The sequence below is a fragment of the Streptomyces sp. MS06 genome (assembly GCF_047200655.1).
GTDB lineage: Bacteria > Actinomycetota > Actinomycetes > Streptomycetales > Streptomycetaceae > Streptomyces.
This window is the reverse complement of the sequence record NZ_JBJZOJ010000028.1, coordinates 1-17,129: the sequence shown is the minus strand read 5'-3', so window position 1 is coordinate 17,129 and position 17,129 is coordinate 1. Positions and strand designations below refer to the sequence as shown.

10 protein-coding genes are annotated in these 17,129 nt (G+C 69.6%); 6 read left to right on the top strand and 4 right to left on the bottom strand.

The window, feature by feature from the left end:
• The first annotated feature begins 386 nt into the window (after positions 1 to 386).
• The gene (locus ACL02U_RS17075; RefSeq protein WP_412791756.1) at positions 387 to 4,142 is read left to right on the top strand and encodes a GH92 family glycosyl hydrolase; all 3,756 of its coding nucleotides are present in this window, start codon (positions 387 to 389) and stop codon (positions 4,140 to 4,142) included.
• Positions 4,143 to 4,554: 412 nt separating this feature from the next.
• Here ACL02U_RS17075 and ACL02U_RS17070 read toward each other — a convergent pair whose 3' ends face one another.
• Both ACL02U_RS17070 and ACL02U_RS17065 read right to left on the bottom strand, forming a co-directional pair.
• Positions 4,555 to 4,974, bottom strand: coding sequence for a DUF6114 domain-containing protein (locus tag ACL02U_RS17070; RefSeq protein ID WP_412791695.1), 420 nt, complete (start codon positions 4,972 to 4,974; stop codon positions 4,555 to 4,557).
• A gap of 4 nt (positions 4,975 to 4,978) precedes the next feature.
• The gene (locus ACL02U_RS17065) at positions 4,979 to 5,683 is read right to left on the bottom strand and encodes a DUF6230 family protein (RefSeq protein ID WP_412791694.1); all 705 of its coding nucleotides are present in this window, start codon (positions 5,681 to 5,683) and stop codon (positions 4,979 to 4,981) included.
• A 561-nt stretch (positions 5,684 to 6,244) separates the two neighbouring features.
• On the opposite strand from ACL02U_RS17065, the gene ACL02U_RS17060 reads away from it, so the two are divergent.
• Positions 6,245 to 6,898 carry a Tat pathway signal sequence domain protein gene (locus ACL02U_RS17060; protein ID WP_412791693.1) on the top strand — a complete coding sequence of 218 codons (654 nt, stop codon included), beginning with the start codon at positions 6,245 to 6,247 and terminating at the stop codon, positions 6,896 to 6,898.
• A 112-nt stretch (positions 6,899 to 7,010) separates the two neighbouring features.
• Here ACL02U_RS17060 and ACL02U_RS17055 read toward each other — a convergent pair whose 3' ends face one another.
• Both ACL02U_RS17055 and acnA read right to left on the bottom strand, forming a co-directional pair.
• Entirely contained in the window at positions 7,011 to 7,415 is a 405-nt protein-coding gene (locus tag ACL02U_RS17055) for a hypothetical protein (protein ID WP_412791692.1), read from the bottom strand.
• A 247-nt stretch (positions 7,416 to 7,662) separates the two neighbouring features.
• Positions 7,663 to 10,383, bottom strand: coding sequence for an aconitate hydratase AcnA (gene acnA / locus ACL02U_RS17050; protein ID WP_412791691.1), 2,721 nt, complete (start codon positions 10,381 to 10,383; stop codon positions 7,663 to 7,665).
• 294 nt (positions 10,384 to 10,677) lie between these two features.
• Here acnA and ACL02U_RS17045 point away from each other — a divergent pair, with 294 nt between their 5' ends.
• From ACL02U_RS17045 to ACL02U_RS17030, 4 genes are all read left to right on the top strand, one after another.
• Positions 10,678 to 11,430 (top strand): TnsA-like heteromeric transposase endonuclease subunit, encoded by a 753-nt coding sequence (locus ACL02U_RS17045; protein WP_412791690.1) that lies wholly within the window; start codon positions 10,678 to 10,680, stop codon positions 11,428 to 11,430.
• Between the two features lie 353 nt (positions 11,431 to 11,783).
• Positions 11,784 to 13,310 carry a Mu transposase C-terminal domain-containing protein gene (locus ACL02U_RS17040; RefSeq protein ID WP_412791755.1) on the top strand — a complete coding sequence of 509 codons (1,527 nt, stop codon included), beginning with the start codon at positions 11,784 to 11,786 and terminating at the stop codon, positions 13,308 to 13,310.
• On the top strand, positions 13,307 to 14,344 hold the full coding sequence (locus ACL02U_RS17035; protein WP_412791689.1) for an ATP-binding protein: 1,038 nt from the start codon (positions 13,307 to 13,309) through the stop codon (positions 14,342 to 14,344). Before ACL02U_RS17040 ends, ACL02U_RS17035 begins: the two co-directional genes overlap by 4 nt.
• A gap of 801 nt (positions 14,345 to 15,145) precedes the next feature.
• Positions 15,146 to 16,645: an ATP-dependent nuclease gene (locus tag ACL02U_RS17030; RefSeq protein WP_412791688.1), complete on the top strand. Its 1,500-nt coding sequence runs from the start codon at positions 15,146 to 15,148 to the stop codon at positions 16,643 to 16,645.
• The last annotated feature ends 484 nt before the right edge of the window (positions 16,646 to 17,129 follow it).

The following is a 17,129-nucleotide window of genomic DNA, read 5'->3' as shown; positions in this document are numbered from 1 at the left end:
GCACCGCGTTCGGGTCAAGCAGGGTTGTACGGGAAGTGCGGACTGTACTGGTCGTGCAGGTCGTGCGCTCGAGTGAATCGCCGACAGGTATAGTCCACTTCCCGCCAACGGAGCAAGATCGAATGCAAGGTTGGCCGTCGGTCTTTTCCGAGTTGAGACCTCGCGGAAATCTGCGCGCCCGCCGGGCGGGGCGCCGGAAAAATCCACGACACGCCGCCCGAACGCCAAAGCCAACACCCTTGACAGCAGGGCGTACTTGACCCACTACTGGACCTTGCGCAAACCAGTTGACAACGTTGTCCACAGCGCCGGGAGGGTACGTGCCCCACCACCGCGGAACGCGACACAGAGGGACTACGGCGGCCGTGCTCACGGCCGCCTTCGCCTTGGCCGTGGCGGCCCCGGGAGCGGCCGTCGCCCGCCCGGCCGGGCCCCCGGCCGCCGACCGGTCGTTCGCCTCCTCCTTCGAGGCGGACGATCCCGCACCGGACTGGCTGAACACCGTGGACACCTCCCCCGACGGGGGAAAACGCGCCTTGGGCGTGGACGGCGGCTACCGCACCGGCATCCCGGGCAACGTCACCGACCATGTCACGGCCGGCCGGGCCAGCGGCGAGAACACCGGCTCCGGCGAGGTGAAGGAGAACCTCGTCGACCTCGACCCCGGCACCAAGTGGCTCACCTTCCAGCGCACCGGCTGGGTCGAGTTCGACGCCGACGCACCGCTCACCGTGGTGAAGTACGCCCTCACCTCGGCCAACGACTACTCCGGACGCGACCCCCGGGACTGGACACTGCAGGGCTCCACCGACGGCAAGTCCTGGAAGACCCTGGACACGCGCACCGCTCAGACCTTCACCGAACGCTTCCAGACCAGGACGTACGGCATCCCGGCCGGCGCCGTCGCCGCATACCGGCACTTCCGGCTCGACGTCACCCGGAACAACGGCGCCCCGGGCATCCTGCAACTGGCCGACGTGCAGTTCTCCGACGGCAGCAGCACCCCGGTGCCGGAGGACATGCGCACCCTCGTCGGCCGCGGCCCGACCGGCTCGCCCACCGCGAAGGCACACGCCGGATTCACCGGGACGCACGCCCTGCGCTACGCCGGGCGGCACACCGCCGACGGGCGCGCCTACTCGTACAACAAGGTCTTCGACGTCGACGTCCGTGTCGGGCGGAACACCCGGCTGTCGTACAAGGTCTTCCCGTCGATGGCCGACGGCGACCTCGACTACGACGCCACCCGTGTCTCCGTCGACCTGGCCTTCACCGACGGGACCTACCTCAGCGAGCTGGGCGCCACCGACCAGCACGGATTCCCGCTCACCCCGCAGGGCCAGGGCGCCGCCAAGATCCTCTACGTCAACCAGTGGAACGCCGTCGCCTCCCGGATCGGATCGGTGGCGGCGGGCCGGACCGTCGACCGGATCCTGCTCGCCTACGACTCCCCCGCCGGGCCGGCCAGGTTCCGCGGCTGGCTGGACGACGTCCGCATCGGGCCCGCGCCGCCCGAGCCGCCGAAGGCCCACCTGTCCGACTACGCGCTGACCACCCGCGGCACCGACTCCAGCGGCTCCTTCTCCCGCGGCAACACCTTCCCGGCGACGGCCGTCCCGCACGGCTTCAACTTCTGGACGCCGGTCACCGACGCGTCCTCCCTGAGCTGGCTGTACCAGTACGCCCGCGCGAACAACGCGGACAACCTGCCGACCATCCAGGCGTTCAGCGCGAGCCACGAACCGAGTCCGTGGATGGGCGACCGGCAGACCTTCCAGGTGATGCCCTCGGCCGCCGCCGGCACCCCGGACACCGGCCGCACCGCGCGCGCCCTGGCCTTCCGGCACGAGCACGAGACCGCACGGCCCTACTACTACGGGGTGCGCTTCGAGAACGGGCTGAAGGCGGAGCTGGCCCCGACCGACCACGCGGCGGCACTGCGCCTCACCTACCCCGGCGACGACGCGAGCGTGGTGTTCGACAACGTGACCGACCGGGCGGGCCTGACGCTCGACGCCGAGCACTCCACCGTCACCGGCTACTCCGACGTCCGATCCGGGCTGTCCGCGGGCGCGACCAGGATGTTCGTCTACGGCGTCTTCGACCGGCCGGCCACCGGCGGGTCCGCGAGCGGCGCCACCGGCTGGCTGCGGTTCGCCGCGGGCGCCGACCGCACCGTGACGCTGCGCCTGGCGACCTCGCTGATCAGCGTGGACCAGGCGAAGGAGAACCTGCGCCAGGAGATCCCCGCCGGCACCTCCTTCGACACGGTCCGCGACCGGGCCCGGCGGCAGTGGGACCGGCTGCTCGGCAGGGTCGAGGTGGAGGGCGCGACACCGGACCAGCTGACCACCCTGTACTCCAGCCTCTACCGGCTGTACCTGTACCCCAACTCCGGCTCCGAGAAGGTCGGCGGCCGCGACCGCTACGCCTCCCCGTTCTCCCCCGCGACCGGCCCCGACACCCCCGAGCGCACCGGCGCGAGGATCGTCGACGGCAAGGTGTACGTCAACAACGGCTTCTGGGACACCTACCGCACCACCTGGCCCGCGTACTCGCTGCTCACCCCGCACCAGGCCGGCGAGATGGTGGACGGGTTCGTCCAGCAGTACAAGGACGGCGGCTGGACCGCCCGCTGGTCCTCCCCCGGCTACGCCGACCTGATGACCGGCACCTCCTCCGACGTGGCCTTCGCGGACGCGTACGTCAAGGGCGTCCACTTCGACGCCAGGGCGGCGTACGACGCGGCCGTGAAGAACGCCACCGTCGTGCCGCCGACGCCCGGGGTGGGCCGCAAGGGCATGGCGACCTCGCCCTTCCTCGGCTACACCAGCACCGACACGCACGAGGGCCTGTCCTGGGCGCTCGAGGGGTACCTCAACGACTACGGCATCGCGCAGATGGGGCGGAAGCTGTACCGGCAGACCGGTCGGAAGCGCTACCGGGAGGAGTCGGAGTACTTCCTCGACCGCGCCCGCGACTACGTCGACCTCTTCGACACCCGCACCGGGTTCTTCCAGGGCCGGGACGCGCACGGCGACTGGCGCCTCGACCCCTCCGCGTACGACCCCCGCGTCTGGGGCTACGACTACACCGAGACCAACGGCTGGGGCTACGCCTTCACCGCCCCGCAGGACAGCCGCGGCCTGGCCAACCTCTACGGCGGCCGCGCCGGACTCGCCGACAAGCTCGACGCCTACTTCGCCACCCCGGAGACGGCCTCGCCGCGGTTCGCCGGATCCTACGGCGGGGTCATCCACGAGATGACGGAGGCCCGCGACGTGCGGATGGGCATGTACGGGCACTCCAACCAGGTCGCCCACCACGTCGCCTACATGTACGACGCGGCCGGCCGGCCGGACCGGACGCAGGCGAAGGTGCGCGAGGTGCTGTCCCGGCTGTACACCGGCAGCGAGATCGGCCAGGGCTACCACGGCGACGAGGACAACGGCGAGCAGTCGGCCTGGTTCCTGTTCTCCGCGCTCGGCTTCTACCCGCTGGTGATGGGCAGCGGCGAGTACGCGATCGGCTCCCCCCTGTTCACCAAGGCCACCGTGCACCTCGAGAACGGCCGGGACCTGGTCGTCAGGGCGCCGCACAACAGCGCGCGGAACGTGTACGTACAGGGGCTGAAGGTCGACGGCCGCCCCTGGAACTCGACCTCGCTGCCGCACGCGCTCATCGGCCGGGGCGGGGTACTGGAGTTCAGCATGGGCCCGCGGCCGTCGGCCTGGGGCACCGGACCGGACGCGGCTCCCGTGTCGATCACCCGGGACGACGCGGTGCCGTCGCCGCGCGCCGACGTACTGCGCGGCGGCGGGGCCCTGTTCGACGACACCTCGGCGACGTCCGCCGCGGTCCAGGACGTCGAACTGCCGCTCACCGGACCGGCGAAGGCGGCGCAGTACACGCTGACCTCGGCGGACGCCGCCGAGGCGCCCACCGGCTGGGTGCTGCAGGCCTCCGACGACGGCACCCGCTGGCAGGACGTGGACCGGCGCTCCGGCGAGTCCTTCCGCTGGGACCGGCAGACCCGGGTGTTCTCCCTGCCACGGCCGGCCAGGTGGCGGCACTACCGGCTGGTCCTGGACGGCCGCTCCACCCTCTCGGAGGTCGAGTTGCTGGCGGAGAAGGGCAGTTGACCCCGATCGTCGAGGACGAGGGTGCCCGGGTCGAGCGCGCGGTGGACGCCCGACACCCCGCGAGCGCCCCGCGGACCGCAATGGTCACATCGCCCGGCGACCGCGCGGGAGGGGACGGTGACGGGGTGGGGCGCCCTCGGGCGGGTTCCGGTCCGCCCATTCCGGGAGCGCTCCCGCCCCGCCGTTCCGGCAAGTTAGCGCGACCCGCGGGGACTGTAAACGGCCGCCGCGGCCCGCGTGGCGCCCGGGCGGCACCTCCCCTGTCCCCGCCCGGACACCGCCCCGTCCGCGCGGACGGGGCCCCGGGGCCGCAGTGGCCGCCCGCCCCGGAACGCACCCGCCCGGCGGCGGGGGGCGGACCGGTCGGTGCGGCGCTTCCGCACCGGCCCGCCCCCGCCTGCCGGCGGGGACCTCACTGCGCGACGGCACGCTCCTGCTTGCGTCGGCGGCGCCGGCTCACCCTGGGCTCCTGCTCGGGGAGCCAGCCGAAGGCGAGACAGCTGCCGGTCACTCCGAGCGCGAGACCGACGAAGAAGCCGCCCAGGTTGGAGGTGACCCAGGTGCCCAGCGACAGCAGCACCCCGGTGAGCGAGTAGAAGAGCCGCTGGGCGGGGTTGAACAGCACCAGCAGCCCGAGCAGCAGCATCAGTACGGGCAGCAGGTAGCCCGCGAGGCCCTGCATGCCGATGTGCAGGACGACCTTCAGCGAGGCCTTCTCGGTGAGCAGGACCTCTCCCCCGCCCAGGGCGAGCAGCAGGCCGCCCCAGAACGGGCGGCGGGCCCGCCAGGCGCGGAAGGCGGGCCTGAGTCCCCGACCCCGACGGTCCGGCATCGGCTCAGCAACCCGTGCCGCTGAAACGGAGCTTGAGTCCTGGCAGCTTGAACACACCAGCGGTGGTGGCGTAGTTGGTCTGCCGCAGGTTGTTGATGTGGACCGTGTCGGCCTGCTGGCTGAACACGCCGATCGGCCCCTTCACGCCCGCGTCGGTCAACGTGCTGGCATCGTTGCCGATCTCGATGTTGTCGAAGGAGGCGTTGCCGGACAGCTCGGTCGAGTCGGTGGTGAGGTCGGTCGCGGACACCTTCTCCGCGCCCTGGCCCGCCGTGATGACGAGGTTGATGCCGCCCAGGTCGACGCTCTGGCACAACTTGGTCAGCGTGGCGTTCTTGATGGCGGAGGTGATGACGAGCACCTGGCCGCCGGTGTCGCCGGCGTTCGGGCTGCCGTCCGCCATGTTGTCCAGGGCGCCGAACTGCTCGAACCCGGTGCCGTCGAGGTCGGTCGCGGTGACCGTGAAGGGCATGCCGGAGATGGCGAACTGCACGCCCAGCGCCCCCTGGGCGGTGAGGACCGCGAGGGCCGCGGTGGCGAGGGTGGCGGGGACCGCCAGTAATGCGGCCCGACGGAACCGGACCCTGCCCCGTCTCGCGGTACCGCCGAGGGCGGGCTCGGTGGCGGTCGGGGTGTCGGGCGGGGCGGAGACGCCCTCTGCGGGCTCGGGTGTGTTGCCGGCGGACGGGACGTCCGGGGACGAGGCCATGTCTGCTCCCCAAAGGCATAGGTCACTGCGTGAGCGGGCTTCAGGTGGCACGTGTGTCCTGGCGCGGACAACGGCTGCTGCCGCGCACGCCTCCTCGCAACTCCCGGCCGGGCGCAAGGGCTTTCTCGTTACGCGGCAGTAGCCTTCCAGGAAGTTACCGCCGGTTACATTGAAGGGTCAAGAGAGTGGCGGAAAGGCTGTGCGGCACACCCGCGACCTGCGGTGCCAGCAGCGAATGCCGTGACACACCTTGACGTTGACGCCGCATCAGGTCTACAACTTTCCCTGTTTCTCCGGATCCGTGGCGCCGGATCCGTCGAGCGGCATCGCCCGCATCCCGGGCCTTCCCGGCAACCGCTCGCCTTCGACGCGGCACGGCACGGCCCCTGGTCCGACCCGGGCCGCGCCCCACCGCTCACCCGTCCGGCCCGGCCTGGTCCGCCCCGCGGACCAGGCCGGCGTCCGGCCGTCCGCCGCCGCCACCCGGCGCGCGCCTGGAAGGCGTCCTGGACCGGCGACGGCGGCTCCCTCTGACCCCACTCGGAAGAGAGAGGCACCCGCATGCGCAAGCGTTCCCTGCTCGCCCTCGCCGGCACCGCCGCGGCACTCGCCCTCACGGCAGCCGGCCCGGCCTCCGCCGCCGGCGGCGCCGTGCTCACCACCGGCGGCACCGGCGGCACCGCCGTCGCCGTGGGCGACACCCTCACCGCCCCGCTGGCCTCCGGCAGCTCCGCCACCTTCTACTCCAGCGCCTCCGGCACCAGCGGCGTCTCCTGCACGTCGTCGCAGTTCACCGCCGCCGTCACCAGCAACCCCGCGTCCCCCGGCACCGCCGGCGAATCGGTCACCGCGCACACCTTCGACAGCAGCAGCTGCTCCAGCAACGTCTTCGGTGTGCTCGGCGTCAACTCCATCACCATCGACAACCTCCCCTACACCGCCACGGTCTCCTCGGCCGGCACCCTCAGCGTCCAGCCGCCGTCCGGGTCCGCCATCCAGGCCACGGTGAAGCTGCGCACCCTGCTGGGCAGCATCACCTGCGTCTACCAGGCGTCTGGCATGACCGGGCAGGCGGACAACGCCGACAACAGCATCACCTTCGACGCCCAGCACTTCGCCAAGAGCTCCGGCCCGTCGCTGTGCTTCGGCAACGGCTACTTCACCGCGAAGTACGCCCAGGTGACGGACGGGGGTTCCGCCGTCTACGTCAACTGACCGCATCCACCGCACGGCCCTGCACCGGACGCCGGCATCCGGTGCACGGCGCGCCGCGACACGGGGCCGGCTCGTCGCACGGCTTGCGGAGCCGTGCCGGGAGGGACGCCTTTCACCCCCCGTCCGACGGATTCCCGGGGTCCCCCCACTGCCGGTCGATGGTGATCCGCCTCCGATCCCGCATCAGGGAGCCGAGGACCTGGGCTGAGTCCTCGCGCGTCCACCCCGTGCGCATCTCGTACTCCGCGTCCGAGAAGAAGTCCAGGGTCTCCTGGAAACAGGACCTGACGAGTTCCAGTTCCGCCACGGACAGACGGCGACGCGGACGGAACTCCGCCCAGCCGTCGACGGCACCCTGCAGTTCCGTCTTCGTGCGGCCGAGGCGGGCGACGCACTCGGCGTCGGGAAGCCCGTCGACCAGGTGGGCCGACTCCACCAGCGAGTCCCGCACCAGATGGTGCTCCCGCGGCGAGGCCAGCTCCATCGCGTACCCTCCGTCGGTCCAGTCCAGCTTCATCGGCCGATCTGCACCCCCTGTCCTGTTCGTGAAGTGCGACGGCGGCGCCCGCACCACCGGCCCGCTGCGGACGTTGGGGTTGCTGCCCCGGTGGATGTACAGGCCCCGCTGCGAGACGTACCGGGCCTCACCGCCCCCGTTCGGCAGCGGAGTGCCGGGGTGCGGGCCGGAAGGCCGGAGAGCCGAAACCGCATTGGGCCGCAGCCCCGTTGCCGGGACCGCGGCCCAATGCGGTTGCCTGCGGAGCCTACTTGCCGATCAGGCTGCGCAGCACGTACTGCATGATGCCGCCGTTGCGGTAGTAGTCCGCCTCACCGGGGGTGTCGATGCGGACGACCGCGTCGAACTCGACACCGGTGTCGGTGGTGACCTTCACCGTGCTCGGGACGCGGCCCTCGTTGAGCTCGGTGACGCCGGTGATGGAGAAGGCCTCCTCGCCGGTCAGGCCCAGCGACTCGACCGACTGGCCCTCCGGGAACTGCAGCGGGAGGACGCCCATGCCGATGAGGTTCGAGCGGTGGATGCGCTCGTACGACTCGGCGATGACGGCCTGCACTCCGAGCAGCGCGGTGCCCTTGGCGGCCCAGTCGCGCGAGGAGCCGGAGCCGTACTCCTTGCCGGCCAGGACGACCAGCGGGATGCCTGCGGCCTGGTAGTTCTGCGAGGCGTCGTAGATGAAGGAGACCGGGCCGCCGTCCTGCGTGAAGTCGCGCGTGTAGCCGCCCTCGGTGCCCGGCGCGATCTGGTTGCGCAGGCGGATGTTGGCGAACGTGCCGCGGATCATGACCTCGTGGTTGCCGCGGCGGGAGCCGTAGCTGTTGAAGTCGCGGCGCTCGACGCCGTGCTCGGTGAGGTACTGGCCGGCCGGCGTGTCGGCCTTGATGGCACCGGCCGGGGAGATGTGGTCGGTGGTGACCGAGTCGCCCAGCTTGGCCAGCACCCGCGCGCCGGAGATGTCCTCGACCGGGTCGGGCTCGGTGCCCATGCCCTCGAAGTACGGGGGCTTGCGGACGTAGGTCGACTCGGCGTCCCACTCGAAGGTGTCGCCGGTCGGGACCGGCAGCGCCTGCCACTGGGCGTCGCCGGCGAAGACGTCCGCGTAGGACTTGGCGAACATGTCCTCGCCGATGGCGTTGGCGACGACGTCGTTGACCTCGGCCTCGGTCGGCCAGATGTCCTTCAGGAAGACCGGGTTGCCGTCCTGGTCGGTGCCGAGGGCGTCCCTGGTGATGTCCACCTTCATGGAGCCGGCGAGGGCGTAGGCGACGACCAGCGGCGGGGACGCCAGGTAGTTCATCTTGACGTCGGGGTTGATCCGGCCCTCGAAGTTGCGGTTGCCGGAGAGCACCGAGACGACGGCGAGGTCGTGCTCGTTGACCGCCCTGGAGACCTCCTCCGGCAGCGGGCCGGAGTTGCCGATGCAGGTGGTGCAGCCGTAGCCGACGAGGTTGAAGCCGACCTTGTCCAGGTACGGGGTCAGGTTGGCCTTGTCGAAGTAGTCGGTGACGACCTTCGAACCGGGGGCGAGGGTGGTCTTGACCCACGGCTTGCGGGTCAGGCCCTTCTCCACCGCCTTCTTGGCCACCAGCGCGGCGGCGACCATGACGTACGGGTTGGAGGTGTTGGTGCAGGAGGTGATGGCCGCGACCGTCACCGCACCGTGGTCCAGGGTGTAGGTCGAGCCGTCGGGGGCGGTCACGGCGACCGGGTTGGACGGCGCGCCGTCCGGGATGGTCGACGGGGCGTCGGAGCTCGGGAAGGACTCCTTGCTCGCCTCGTACTCGTCGAGGCTGACGTAGTTGCGGACGTCCTGCGAGAACTGCTGGGCGGCGTTCGCCAGGACGATGCGGTCCTGCGGGCGCTTCGGGCCTGCGATCGACGGGACGACCGTCGACAGGTCCAGCTCCAGCTTCTCGGAGTAGTCCGGCTCGGCGGCCGGGTCCAGCCAGAGTCCCTGCTCCTTGGCGTAGGCCTCGACGAGCGCCAGCTGCTGCTCGCTGCGGCCGGTCAGGCGCAGGTAGTTGAGCGTCTCGGCGTCGATCGGGAAGATCGCGGCGGTGGAGCCGAACTCCGGCGACATGTTGCCGATGGTGGCGCGGTTGGCGAGGCTGGTGGCGGCGACGCCCTCGCCGTAGAACTCGACGAACTTGCCGACCACGCCGTGCTTGCGCAGCATCTCGGTGATGGTGAGCACCAGGTCGGTGGCGGTGGTGCCAGGCTTCAGCTCGCCCGTCAGCTTGAAGCCGACGACGCGCGGGATGAGCATGGAGACCGGCTGGCCGAGCATGGCCGCCTCGGCCTCGATGCCGCCGACGCCCCAGCCGAGGACGCCGAGGCCGTTGACCATGGTGGTGTGCGAGTCGGTGCCGACCAGGGTGTCGGGGTAGGCCTGGCCGCCGCGGACCATGACGGTGCGGGCCAGGTGCTCGATGTTCACCTGGTGGACGATGCCGGTGCCGGGCGGGACGACCTTGAACTCGTCGAAGGCGGTCTGGCCCCAGCGCAGGAACTGGTAGCGCTCGCGGTTGCGGCCGTACTCCAGCTCGACGTTCTGCTTGAAGGCCTCGCTGGTACCGAACTTGTCGGCGATGACGGAGTGGTCGATGACCAGTTCCGCCGGGGCCAGCGGGTTGATCTTCGCCGGGTCGCCGCCGAGCTCCTTGACGGCCTCGCGCATGGTGGCCAGGTCGACGACGCAGGGAACGCCGGTGAAGTCCTGCATGATCACGCGGGCCGGCGTGAACTGGATCTCCTGGGACGGCTGGGCCTGCGAGTCCCAGCCGCCGAGGGCGCGGATGTGGTCGGCGGTGATGTTCGCGCCGTCCTCGGTGCGGAGCAGGTTCTCCAGCAGGACCTTGAGGCTGTACGGCAGGCGGGCCGAGCCCTCCACCTTGTCCAGCCGGAAGATCTCGTACGACTCGTCGCCCACCTGCAGCGTGCTGCGGGCGTCGAAGCTGTTCGCCGACACGACAGTCTCCTTCATTGATGTGCGCGTACCACCACGATCCTGCCGCCACGGCATCTGGGCCGTTCCGCTGAGGCAAGGCTCACTTAGGTGACCCTCACCGGGGTGGCGGCTGCGGTGCTTCTCGGCAGATATCTCGATGTCGAGATAACTCTAGTACATGACAGCTCGATGGTCATGCCCGGGCCCGCTTGTCCGCTCTCATCCATTCGAGGCGTTTACTCAGCGAACCCAGTCGTTTGGCCTTCTGTCTCAGTGAACCTAGTCGTGCAGGTGGTCGCACTGGGGGGGTGCTAGGTGGCTGCACCGGCTGGGGTGGGTCTTTCGGGGTCGTACGTCGAGCTGTCGTACGTTGACGCCGTACGACAGCGTCGGCGGCGTCCGTTGCTGGACTGCGTGACGGCCCGGTTCGAGGACGTATCGCCCGTACGGCCGTTTCGCTGGTCACGTGGTGAGCGTCACTTCGCGGGCTGGTACTGGGCTGCCACGACCGGGCAACACGTCGGGTTCGAGTCATGGCTGGAGCGCGACCGGCTTGTGCTGATGGACTTCGATCCCGAGGTGGTGGGGATCGCTTCGCAGCCGTTCTGGCTGCACTGGCACGATGGCGAGAAGGAGCGTCGGCACGCTCCGGACTTCTTCGTTCGCCGTGGGGACGGATCGGCGGTGGTCGTCGATGTCCGTGCGGACGAGCGGGTCGAGCCGAAGGACGCGGAAGCGTTCGAGATGACGCGCTTGGCCTGCGCCCAGGCCGGGTGGGGTTTCGAGCGGGTCGGAGTGCCGGCGGCGGTGCTGCTGGCGAACGTCCGGTGGCTGTCGCGCTACCGGCACCCTCGTTGCCTCAACGGCCCGGTCTCCGTCCGGCTCCGGGAGGCCTTTGCGACCCCGGGGCCGCTGATGGCCCGGGCATCTACAGCTGGCGACCGGCTGGCAACGCTGCCCGTTCTGTTCCACCTCCTCTGGCTCCAGCAGCTGACCGTCGAGGAGATGGCGATCGAACTGCTGGGGCCGCGCACGATCGTGCGCCTGGCGGATGGGGGTGACCGGTGACCGGCGAGAGGCGGGTGCCGCCGACGGCCCGGATCGCGGAGTTCCCGGAGACAGTCGCTGAACAGGCCCGCTGGTGGGAGGGGCACATTCTGGAGGTCTTGCACGGGATACCGTCGAACGCCCCGGACGGGGCCGGTCCTCGACCGGAGTTCGACCCGAAACAGCATTCGCTGGCTCAGCGCGAGCGGGCCAAGGCCGCCGAGCTGACGGAGGCCGGGCACCGGGTGACGGCCAGCGGGATCAAGCAGCGGCGCCAGCGCTACCAGCGGGACGGGCTGGTCGGACTGGCCGACGGCCGGTCGGCCAAGCAGATGCCGGCCTTCGGGCAGGTCGATGCGGCGGTGGTGGAGGCCATGCGGCACGCGATCACCGAGACCACCGACGCGTCGTCGAGGACCATCGGATTCATCATCTGGCGGACCCAACAGATCCTCGCCGCCGACGAGGAGACCGACGCCGTCGTGCTGCCGTCAAGGGCCACGCTCTACCGGCTGTTCGAGAAACTGGCTGCGGGCACCCACGCCACCGGCTCGGCCCGCACCCGCCGCTCGGTCCATGCCAGGCCCGCCGGACCGTTCGGCGAAGTGCCGGCCAGTGCTCCGGGCGAGCTGATGCAGATCGACTCCACGCCGCTGGATGTGCTGGTGCGGCTGGACGACGGGATCGCCGAGAAGGTCGAGCTGACGGCCATGGTCGACATCGCCACGCGGTCGATCACCGCGGCGGTGCTGCGGCCCACCACGAAGGCCGCGGATGCCTCCGCGCTGCTGGCCCGCAGCGTCACTCCGGAAGCGATGCGTCCGGGCTGGCCGGAGGCTCTGCGGATGTCCCGGTCGTTGCTGCCGCACCGGCGGCTGCTCAGCCTCGACGAGCGTCTGGAGCACGCGGCCGCGCGGCCGGTGATCGTGCCGGAGACGATCGTCTGCGACCACGGCAAGGTGTTCATCTCGCACAACTTCCGGGCGTCCTGCCGCTATCTGGGCATCAACCTGCAGCCGACGCACAAGGCGTCGCCCTTCGAGAAGGGAACGGTCGAGACGACCCTGGGTTCCGTGGCCACGCTGTTCGCCCAATTCGCCGCCGGTTACACAGGATCGACCACGGACCGCCGGGGCCGGAAGCTGGAGGACGGGCCCCTGTGGTCCCTTCCCGAACTCCAGAACCTTCTCGACGAATGGATCACCGCCTGCTGGCAAACCCGACCCCATGACGCGCTACGCGACCCGGACGCGCCCCGGCGGGCGTTCTCACCGAACGAGAAATACGCGACCCTGCTGGAGTCCTGCGGCTACATCCCCGTCCCGCTGAACGGCGAGGACTACGTCGAACTGCTGCCGGAACGCTGGCAGGCGATCAACTCCTACGGCATCCGCATCAAGCACCGCACCTACGACGACCGCGAGTTGAACCCGCTGCGCCGCCAGCACTCCGGGGTGACGGAGAAGAAGGGCCTCTGGGAGATCCACTACGACCCCTACGACATCTCCCGGATCTGGGTACGCGACCGACAACGCAACCGGTGGCTCACCGTGTTCTGGAAACACCTGCACCGCGTCGGCGTCCCCTTCGGCGAGATGGCCTGGGACCACGCCCGCGAACAGGTTCCGGGCGGCACCGAGGAACAGATCGCGGACGCCGCCGCAGCGCTACTCAAACGCGCCTACGAGGGTCCAGCCACGGACAAGGGCCAGCCGACCAAGCGTTCCCGAAGGGACCGTCGCGTCGCCGCCCGCACGCGGGCAACCGCCACCGACCGGCCAGCCCACACCCCACCGCCGGACACGATGACCGCCTCGAACGAGGAGACGGACACCGAGCTCGCCGAGGTCATCCCACTGGGCCTGTTCGACCCGCTTGCCAACCCTTGGAGGCGTCCGTGACCACATCCCCGCCGACCGTCCTGCAGGAGGCCGACGCCGACGCCAATCGCCAGCTCACCACCCTGGAGGGGTGGCGCCGGTTCATTGACGGCCCGCCCAAGCCGCCAGTCCTGCTCGCCCCCGGCGACCTGCGGCGGCTGTCCCCGGACGAACGAGTCCGCTACGACGACAGCCGTCTCGACCACCACGCCCGCTTGCGCGTCGTCTCCACCTCGTTCGTCGAGAAGACAGTGATCTGTGGGCGGCGATTGGTCCTGCTCAACCGGCATACGATCAGCGCCCGTCGTGGCCTGATCGTCTCCGGCCTGCCCGGCACCGGCAAGACCAGCGCCATTACGCAGCTCGGACGCTCCCATGAACTCCTCGACCGGGCTCGCCACCCGAATGTTCCCGACCGTATCCCGGTGCTTTACATCACCGTCCCGCCCGCTGCGACCCCCCGCATGGTCGCGGCGGAATTTGCCCGCTTCCTCGGTCTGCCGGTCCGGGCTCGGTCGAACATGACCGACATCATCGAGGCTGTGGTGGGCGTCTGCACCGACACCCGTGTCGGCTTGGTCCTGGTCGACGAGATCCACAACATTTCGCAGACCACCCGGTCCGGCGCCGAGGTGTCGGACACGCTGAAGTACTTCTCCGAGCGCATCCCCGCCACGTTCATCTACGCCGGCATCGACATCGAAAACAGCGAGTTGCTGGCCGGGGTCCGCGGCGCGCAGATCGCGGGCCGCTTCACCCTCGTCCCGACGCGCCCGTTCCCCTACGGCGACGAGTGGAAGGGACTGGTCGCGACCATGGAACAGACCCTGCTTCTACACGACCACCCGCCGGGCAGCCTGGTCAAACTGGACCGCTACCTCTACAACCGCACAGTCGGCATGATCGGGGCTCTGTCGCACGCCATCCGCGGAGCAGCGATCGACGCCATCCTCAGCGGAACCGAACGCATCACCGAAGGCATGCTCCGCGCGATTCCGCTGGACCATGCTGCGGAGACGCCCACTCCGCCGCCGACGAAGGCGGGCAGGCGGTGACCGGCACCTCTTACGGGCACCTTGCACGGCTCCCCGTCCAGGTCTCGCCGCGGATCGGCGAGGGAACTGACTCGTTCATCCGGCGTCTCGCCCATGCCAACCACCTCAAGCCCAGCTACCTGCACGGATTCCTCTGCGGCCCGCCTCAATGGTTCGGCAAACCTCGCGTCGAGCGCCTCGCAGACGTCTCCGGACGCACCGTCGCAGGCTTGGAGCGTGTGCTCTCCGACGTGAGTACGCCGCGCCGCCGCTACCGACCAGGGCCAGGGAAAGCACATCTTGCAAGCAGACGACCGGACCTCTACCTCCAACTGCATGACGCTGCCCGCGACGAAGGCTTGACCCTTCGGCAACTCGCCGACCGCTACCGCGTCCCGAGGCGACTGGTCCGAGAAGCCCTCGCTCACAACCGGCCGCTGTCCCGCGACCTCCCACCCCAACAAGCCCCCGTGACTCGTGCGGCCACGCTGTTGATCAACTCTATGCTGGACGCGGGGTTGGGCACCCGGGACATCTGGGCCGCGTTGATGGATGAGCACCACACGTCCGTCTCCTATGCGACGCTCAACCTCCACGTCTCCAGGCGCCGCCGCCACCTCACATGGCTGGGAGAGCAACTCGACGAGGCTGAGAAGCAGCGTCAGATCCGGCAACGCCGAAAGACCGGCACGCCTCAACGAAGAGGCACAACACGTCCCATCCCGACCTCCATCCGGCCGCACCAGAGTGACGAGCCGCCTTATGAACCGTCACATCTGAGACCATGACCCGATAAGCAGTCGAGAGGCGGACGGGGCAGTGGTGGCTGACTACAGGAGCGAAGTCCGGCAGAGCGTGATCACCGACTTGGAGGCCAAGGTCTCCAAGGAGAGCTACGGCAAGTACCTCAAGCGGCTGACCTTGCGGAAGCTCCGAGGCTTCACCGACCGTGAAGTCACTTTCGAGTTCCCGGTTACCGCACTGGTCGGGCCGAACGGCGGGGGCAAGACCACCGTCCTGGGGGCGGCGGCACTTGCTTACAAGAGCGTCGCGCCGGGACGATTCTTTGCCAAGAGTGGCAAATACGACGCAAGCATGCAGAACTGGTCGATCGAGTACGAAATCATCGACAAGGAGCTTAACCCTCGCCTGTCGGTCTCACGCACGGCGAGCTTCAAACAGCTCAAATGGAACCGAACTGCCCCAGAGCGAGAAGTTCTGGTGTTCGGAGTCGAGCGGACCCTGCCCGCCACAGAGCGGTCTAACTTCAAGGCCGCAATCGGCGGGTCCTTCGCAGCAGTGCGCGAGGTGACCCTTGCTCCCGAGGTCACAGGGCATGCCGCGAAAATCCTGGCCAAGCCCATAGAAGGATTCCAGCAGCTCTACGTGGACGCTGCTGGCAAGGTCAAGCTCTTCTCCGGGCTCACCCCTCAGGGCGATGGGTACTCCGAGTTCCACTTCGGAGCCGGCGAAGCGAGCGTGATCCGCATTGTCGCCGACGTCGAAGCTGCCTCCCCCGGGGCCATGATTCTTATCGAGGAGATCGAAAACGGTCTGCACCCGGTGGCTACTCAGCGCATGGTCGAGTACTTGATCGGTGTCGCCCACCGCAAGTCCTGCCAGGTCATTTTCACCACGCACTCAAATGACGCACTCGCCCCACTGCCCTCCAAGGCCATCTGGGCGGCGCTCCTCGGCAACGTGATCCAGGGAAAGCTCGACGTCAAAGCCCTGCGGACCATCACTGGCCAGATCGAGGCCAAGCTCGCGATCTTCGTCGAGGATGCTTTCGCCGAACTCATGGTTACCACCGCCCTGCGCAGCCACGGCGGCATCGAGTTGGATGAGGTCAAAATTCATGCGATGGGGGGCGCCGACCCGGCCATCAAGGTCAACGCTCACCACAACATCGACCCGACCCGCACTTATCCGTCGATTTGCATTCTCGACGGTGACCAGTTCGAGCGCGTCAATCCCGACGAGGGCATCTTCGCCCTGCCCGGGGCCAGCTCGCCCGAGGCCCACGTACTGAATCGGGTGCTGGGTTGTCTGGACGAGGAAGCAGGTCGACTTACGGTGGCCCTCCACCTCGGCCTGCACGACCAGGAGCGAGTGAAGAAGGTCGTGAAGGAGCGCGCACTGACCAACTGGGACAGGCACATGGTCTGGGAGCAGATCGGCGGCGACCTGGACTTCACCTCCGGTCACATCGTCAAGAGCGCGTTCCTGACCACGTGGGCCCATAAGTTCCCCGAGGAAGTCAAGGCTCTGGTGGAGGCGATCGGCGACAAGCTTCCCCGCCGAGACAGCAATCAGCCGTGACCCGCTCCGAAGCACACGCGGACAGCGCTTGGACCGCCCCTCACGCCAGGTAACACACGAACGACGCTACTGCTGCCCTTGAGGCAGGTCGGCCAAGGTGCGACGACTAATTTCGCTGAGACGAAACACGGCTGACCAATCCACTGCGGCCCGTCTCACTATCTACCGGGCCCGCATCCCGTCTCAGCGAAGATAGTCCGCCCACGTCAGCGACTCGGCGTCGGGAAACTTCGTTGAGACAGGACACCCGCCGCGGCACGCCCCGCAGCGCGCGCCCGCAACCGACCGGCACGTGTGGCGCGCCCGGACCCGACTGCCGCCGGTGGTGACAGCGGCCGTCCGCCGCGGTCGAGGGCCGCGGCGGATGTGCCGCACCTCGCGCGCAACGCCCGTCGCCGACCGCCCCCTCGGCGCGCCGTCCGGGCCGTCCGGGCCGTGCGCGCCGTCCGGGCCGTGCGCGCCGTGCGGGCCGTGCGGGCGCGGG

Coding starts and splice junctions, on each gene's coding strand:
- ACL02U_RS17055 (WP_412791692.1), bottom strand. CDS start 7,415: ATGAAGCTGGACTGGACCGACGGAGGGTACGCGATGGAGCTGGCCTCG.
- ACL02U_RS17060 (WP_412791693.1), top strand. CDS start 6,245: ATGCGCAAGCGTTCCCTGCTCGCCCTCGCCGGCACCGCCGCGGCACTC.
- ACL02U_RS17040 (WP_412791755.1), top strand. CDS start 11,784: ATGCGGCACGCGATCACCGAGACCACCGACGCGTCGTCGAGGACCATC.
- ACL02U_RS17070 (WP_412791695.1), bottom strand. CDS start 4,974: ATGCCGGACCGTCGGGGTCGGGGACTCAGGCCCGCCTTCCGCGCCTGG.
- ACL02U_RS17065 (WP_412791694.1), bottom strand. CDS start 5,683: ATGGCCTCGTCCCCGGACGTCCCGTCCGCCGGCAACACACCCGAGCCC.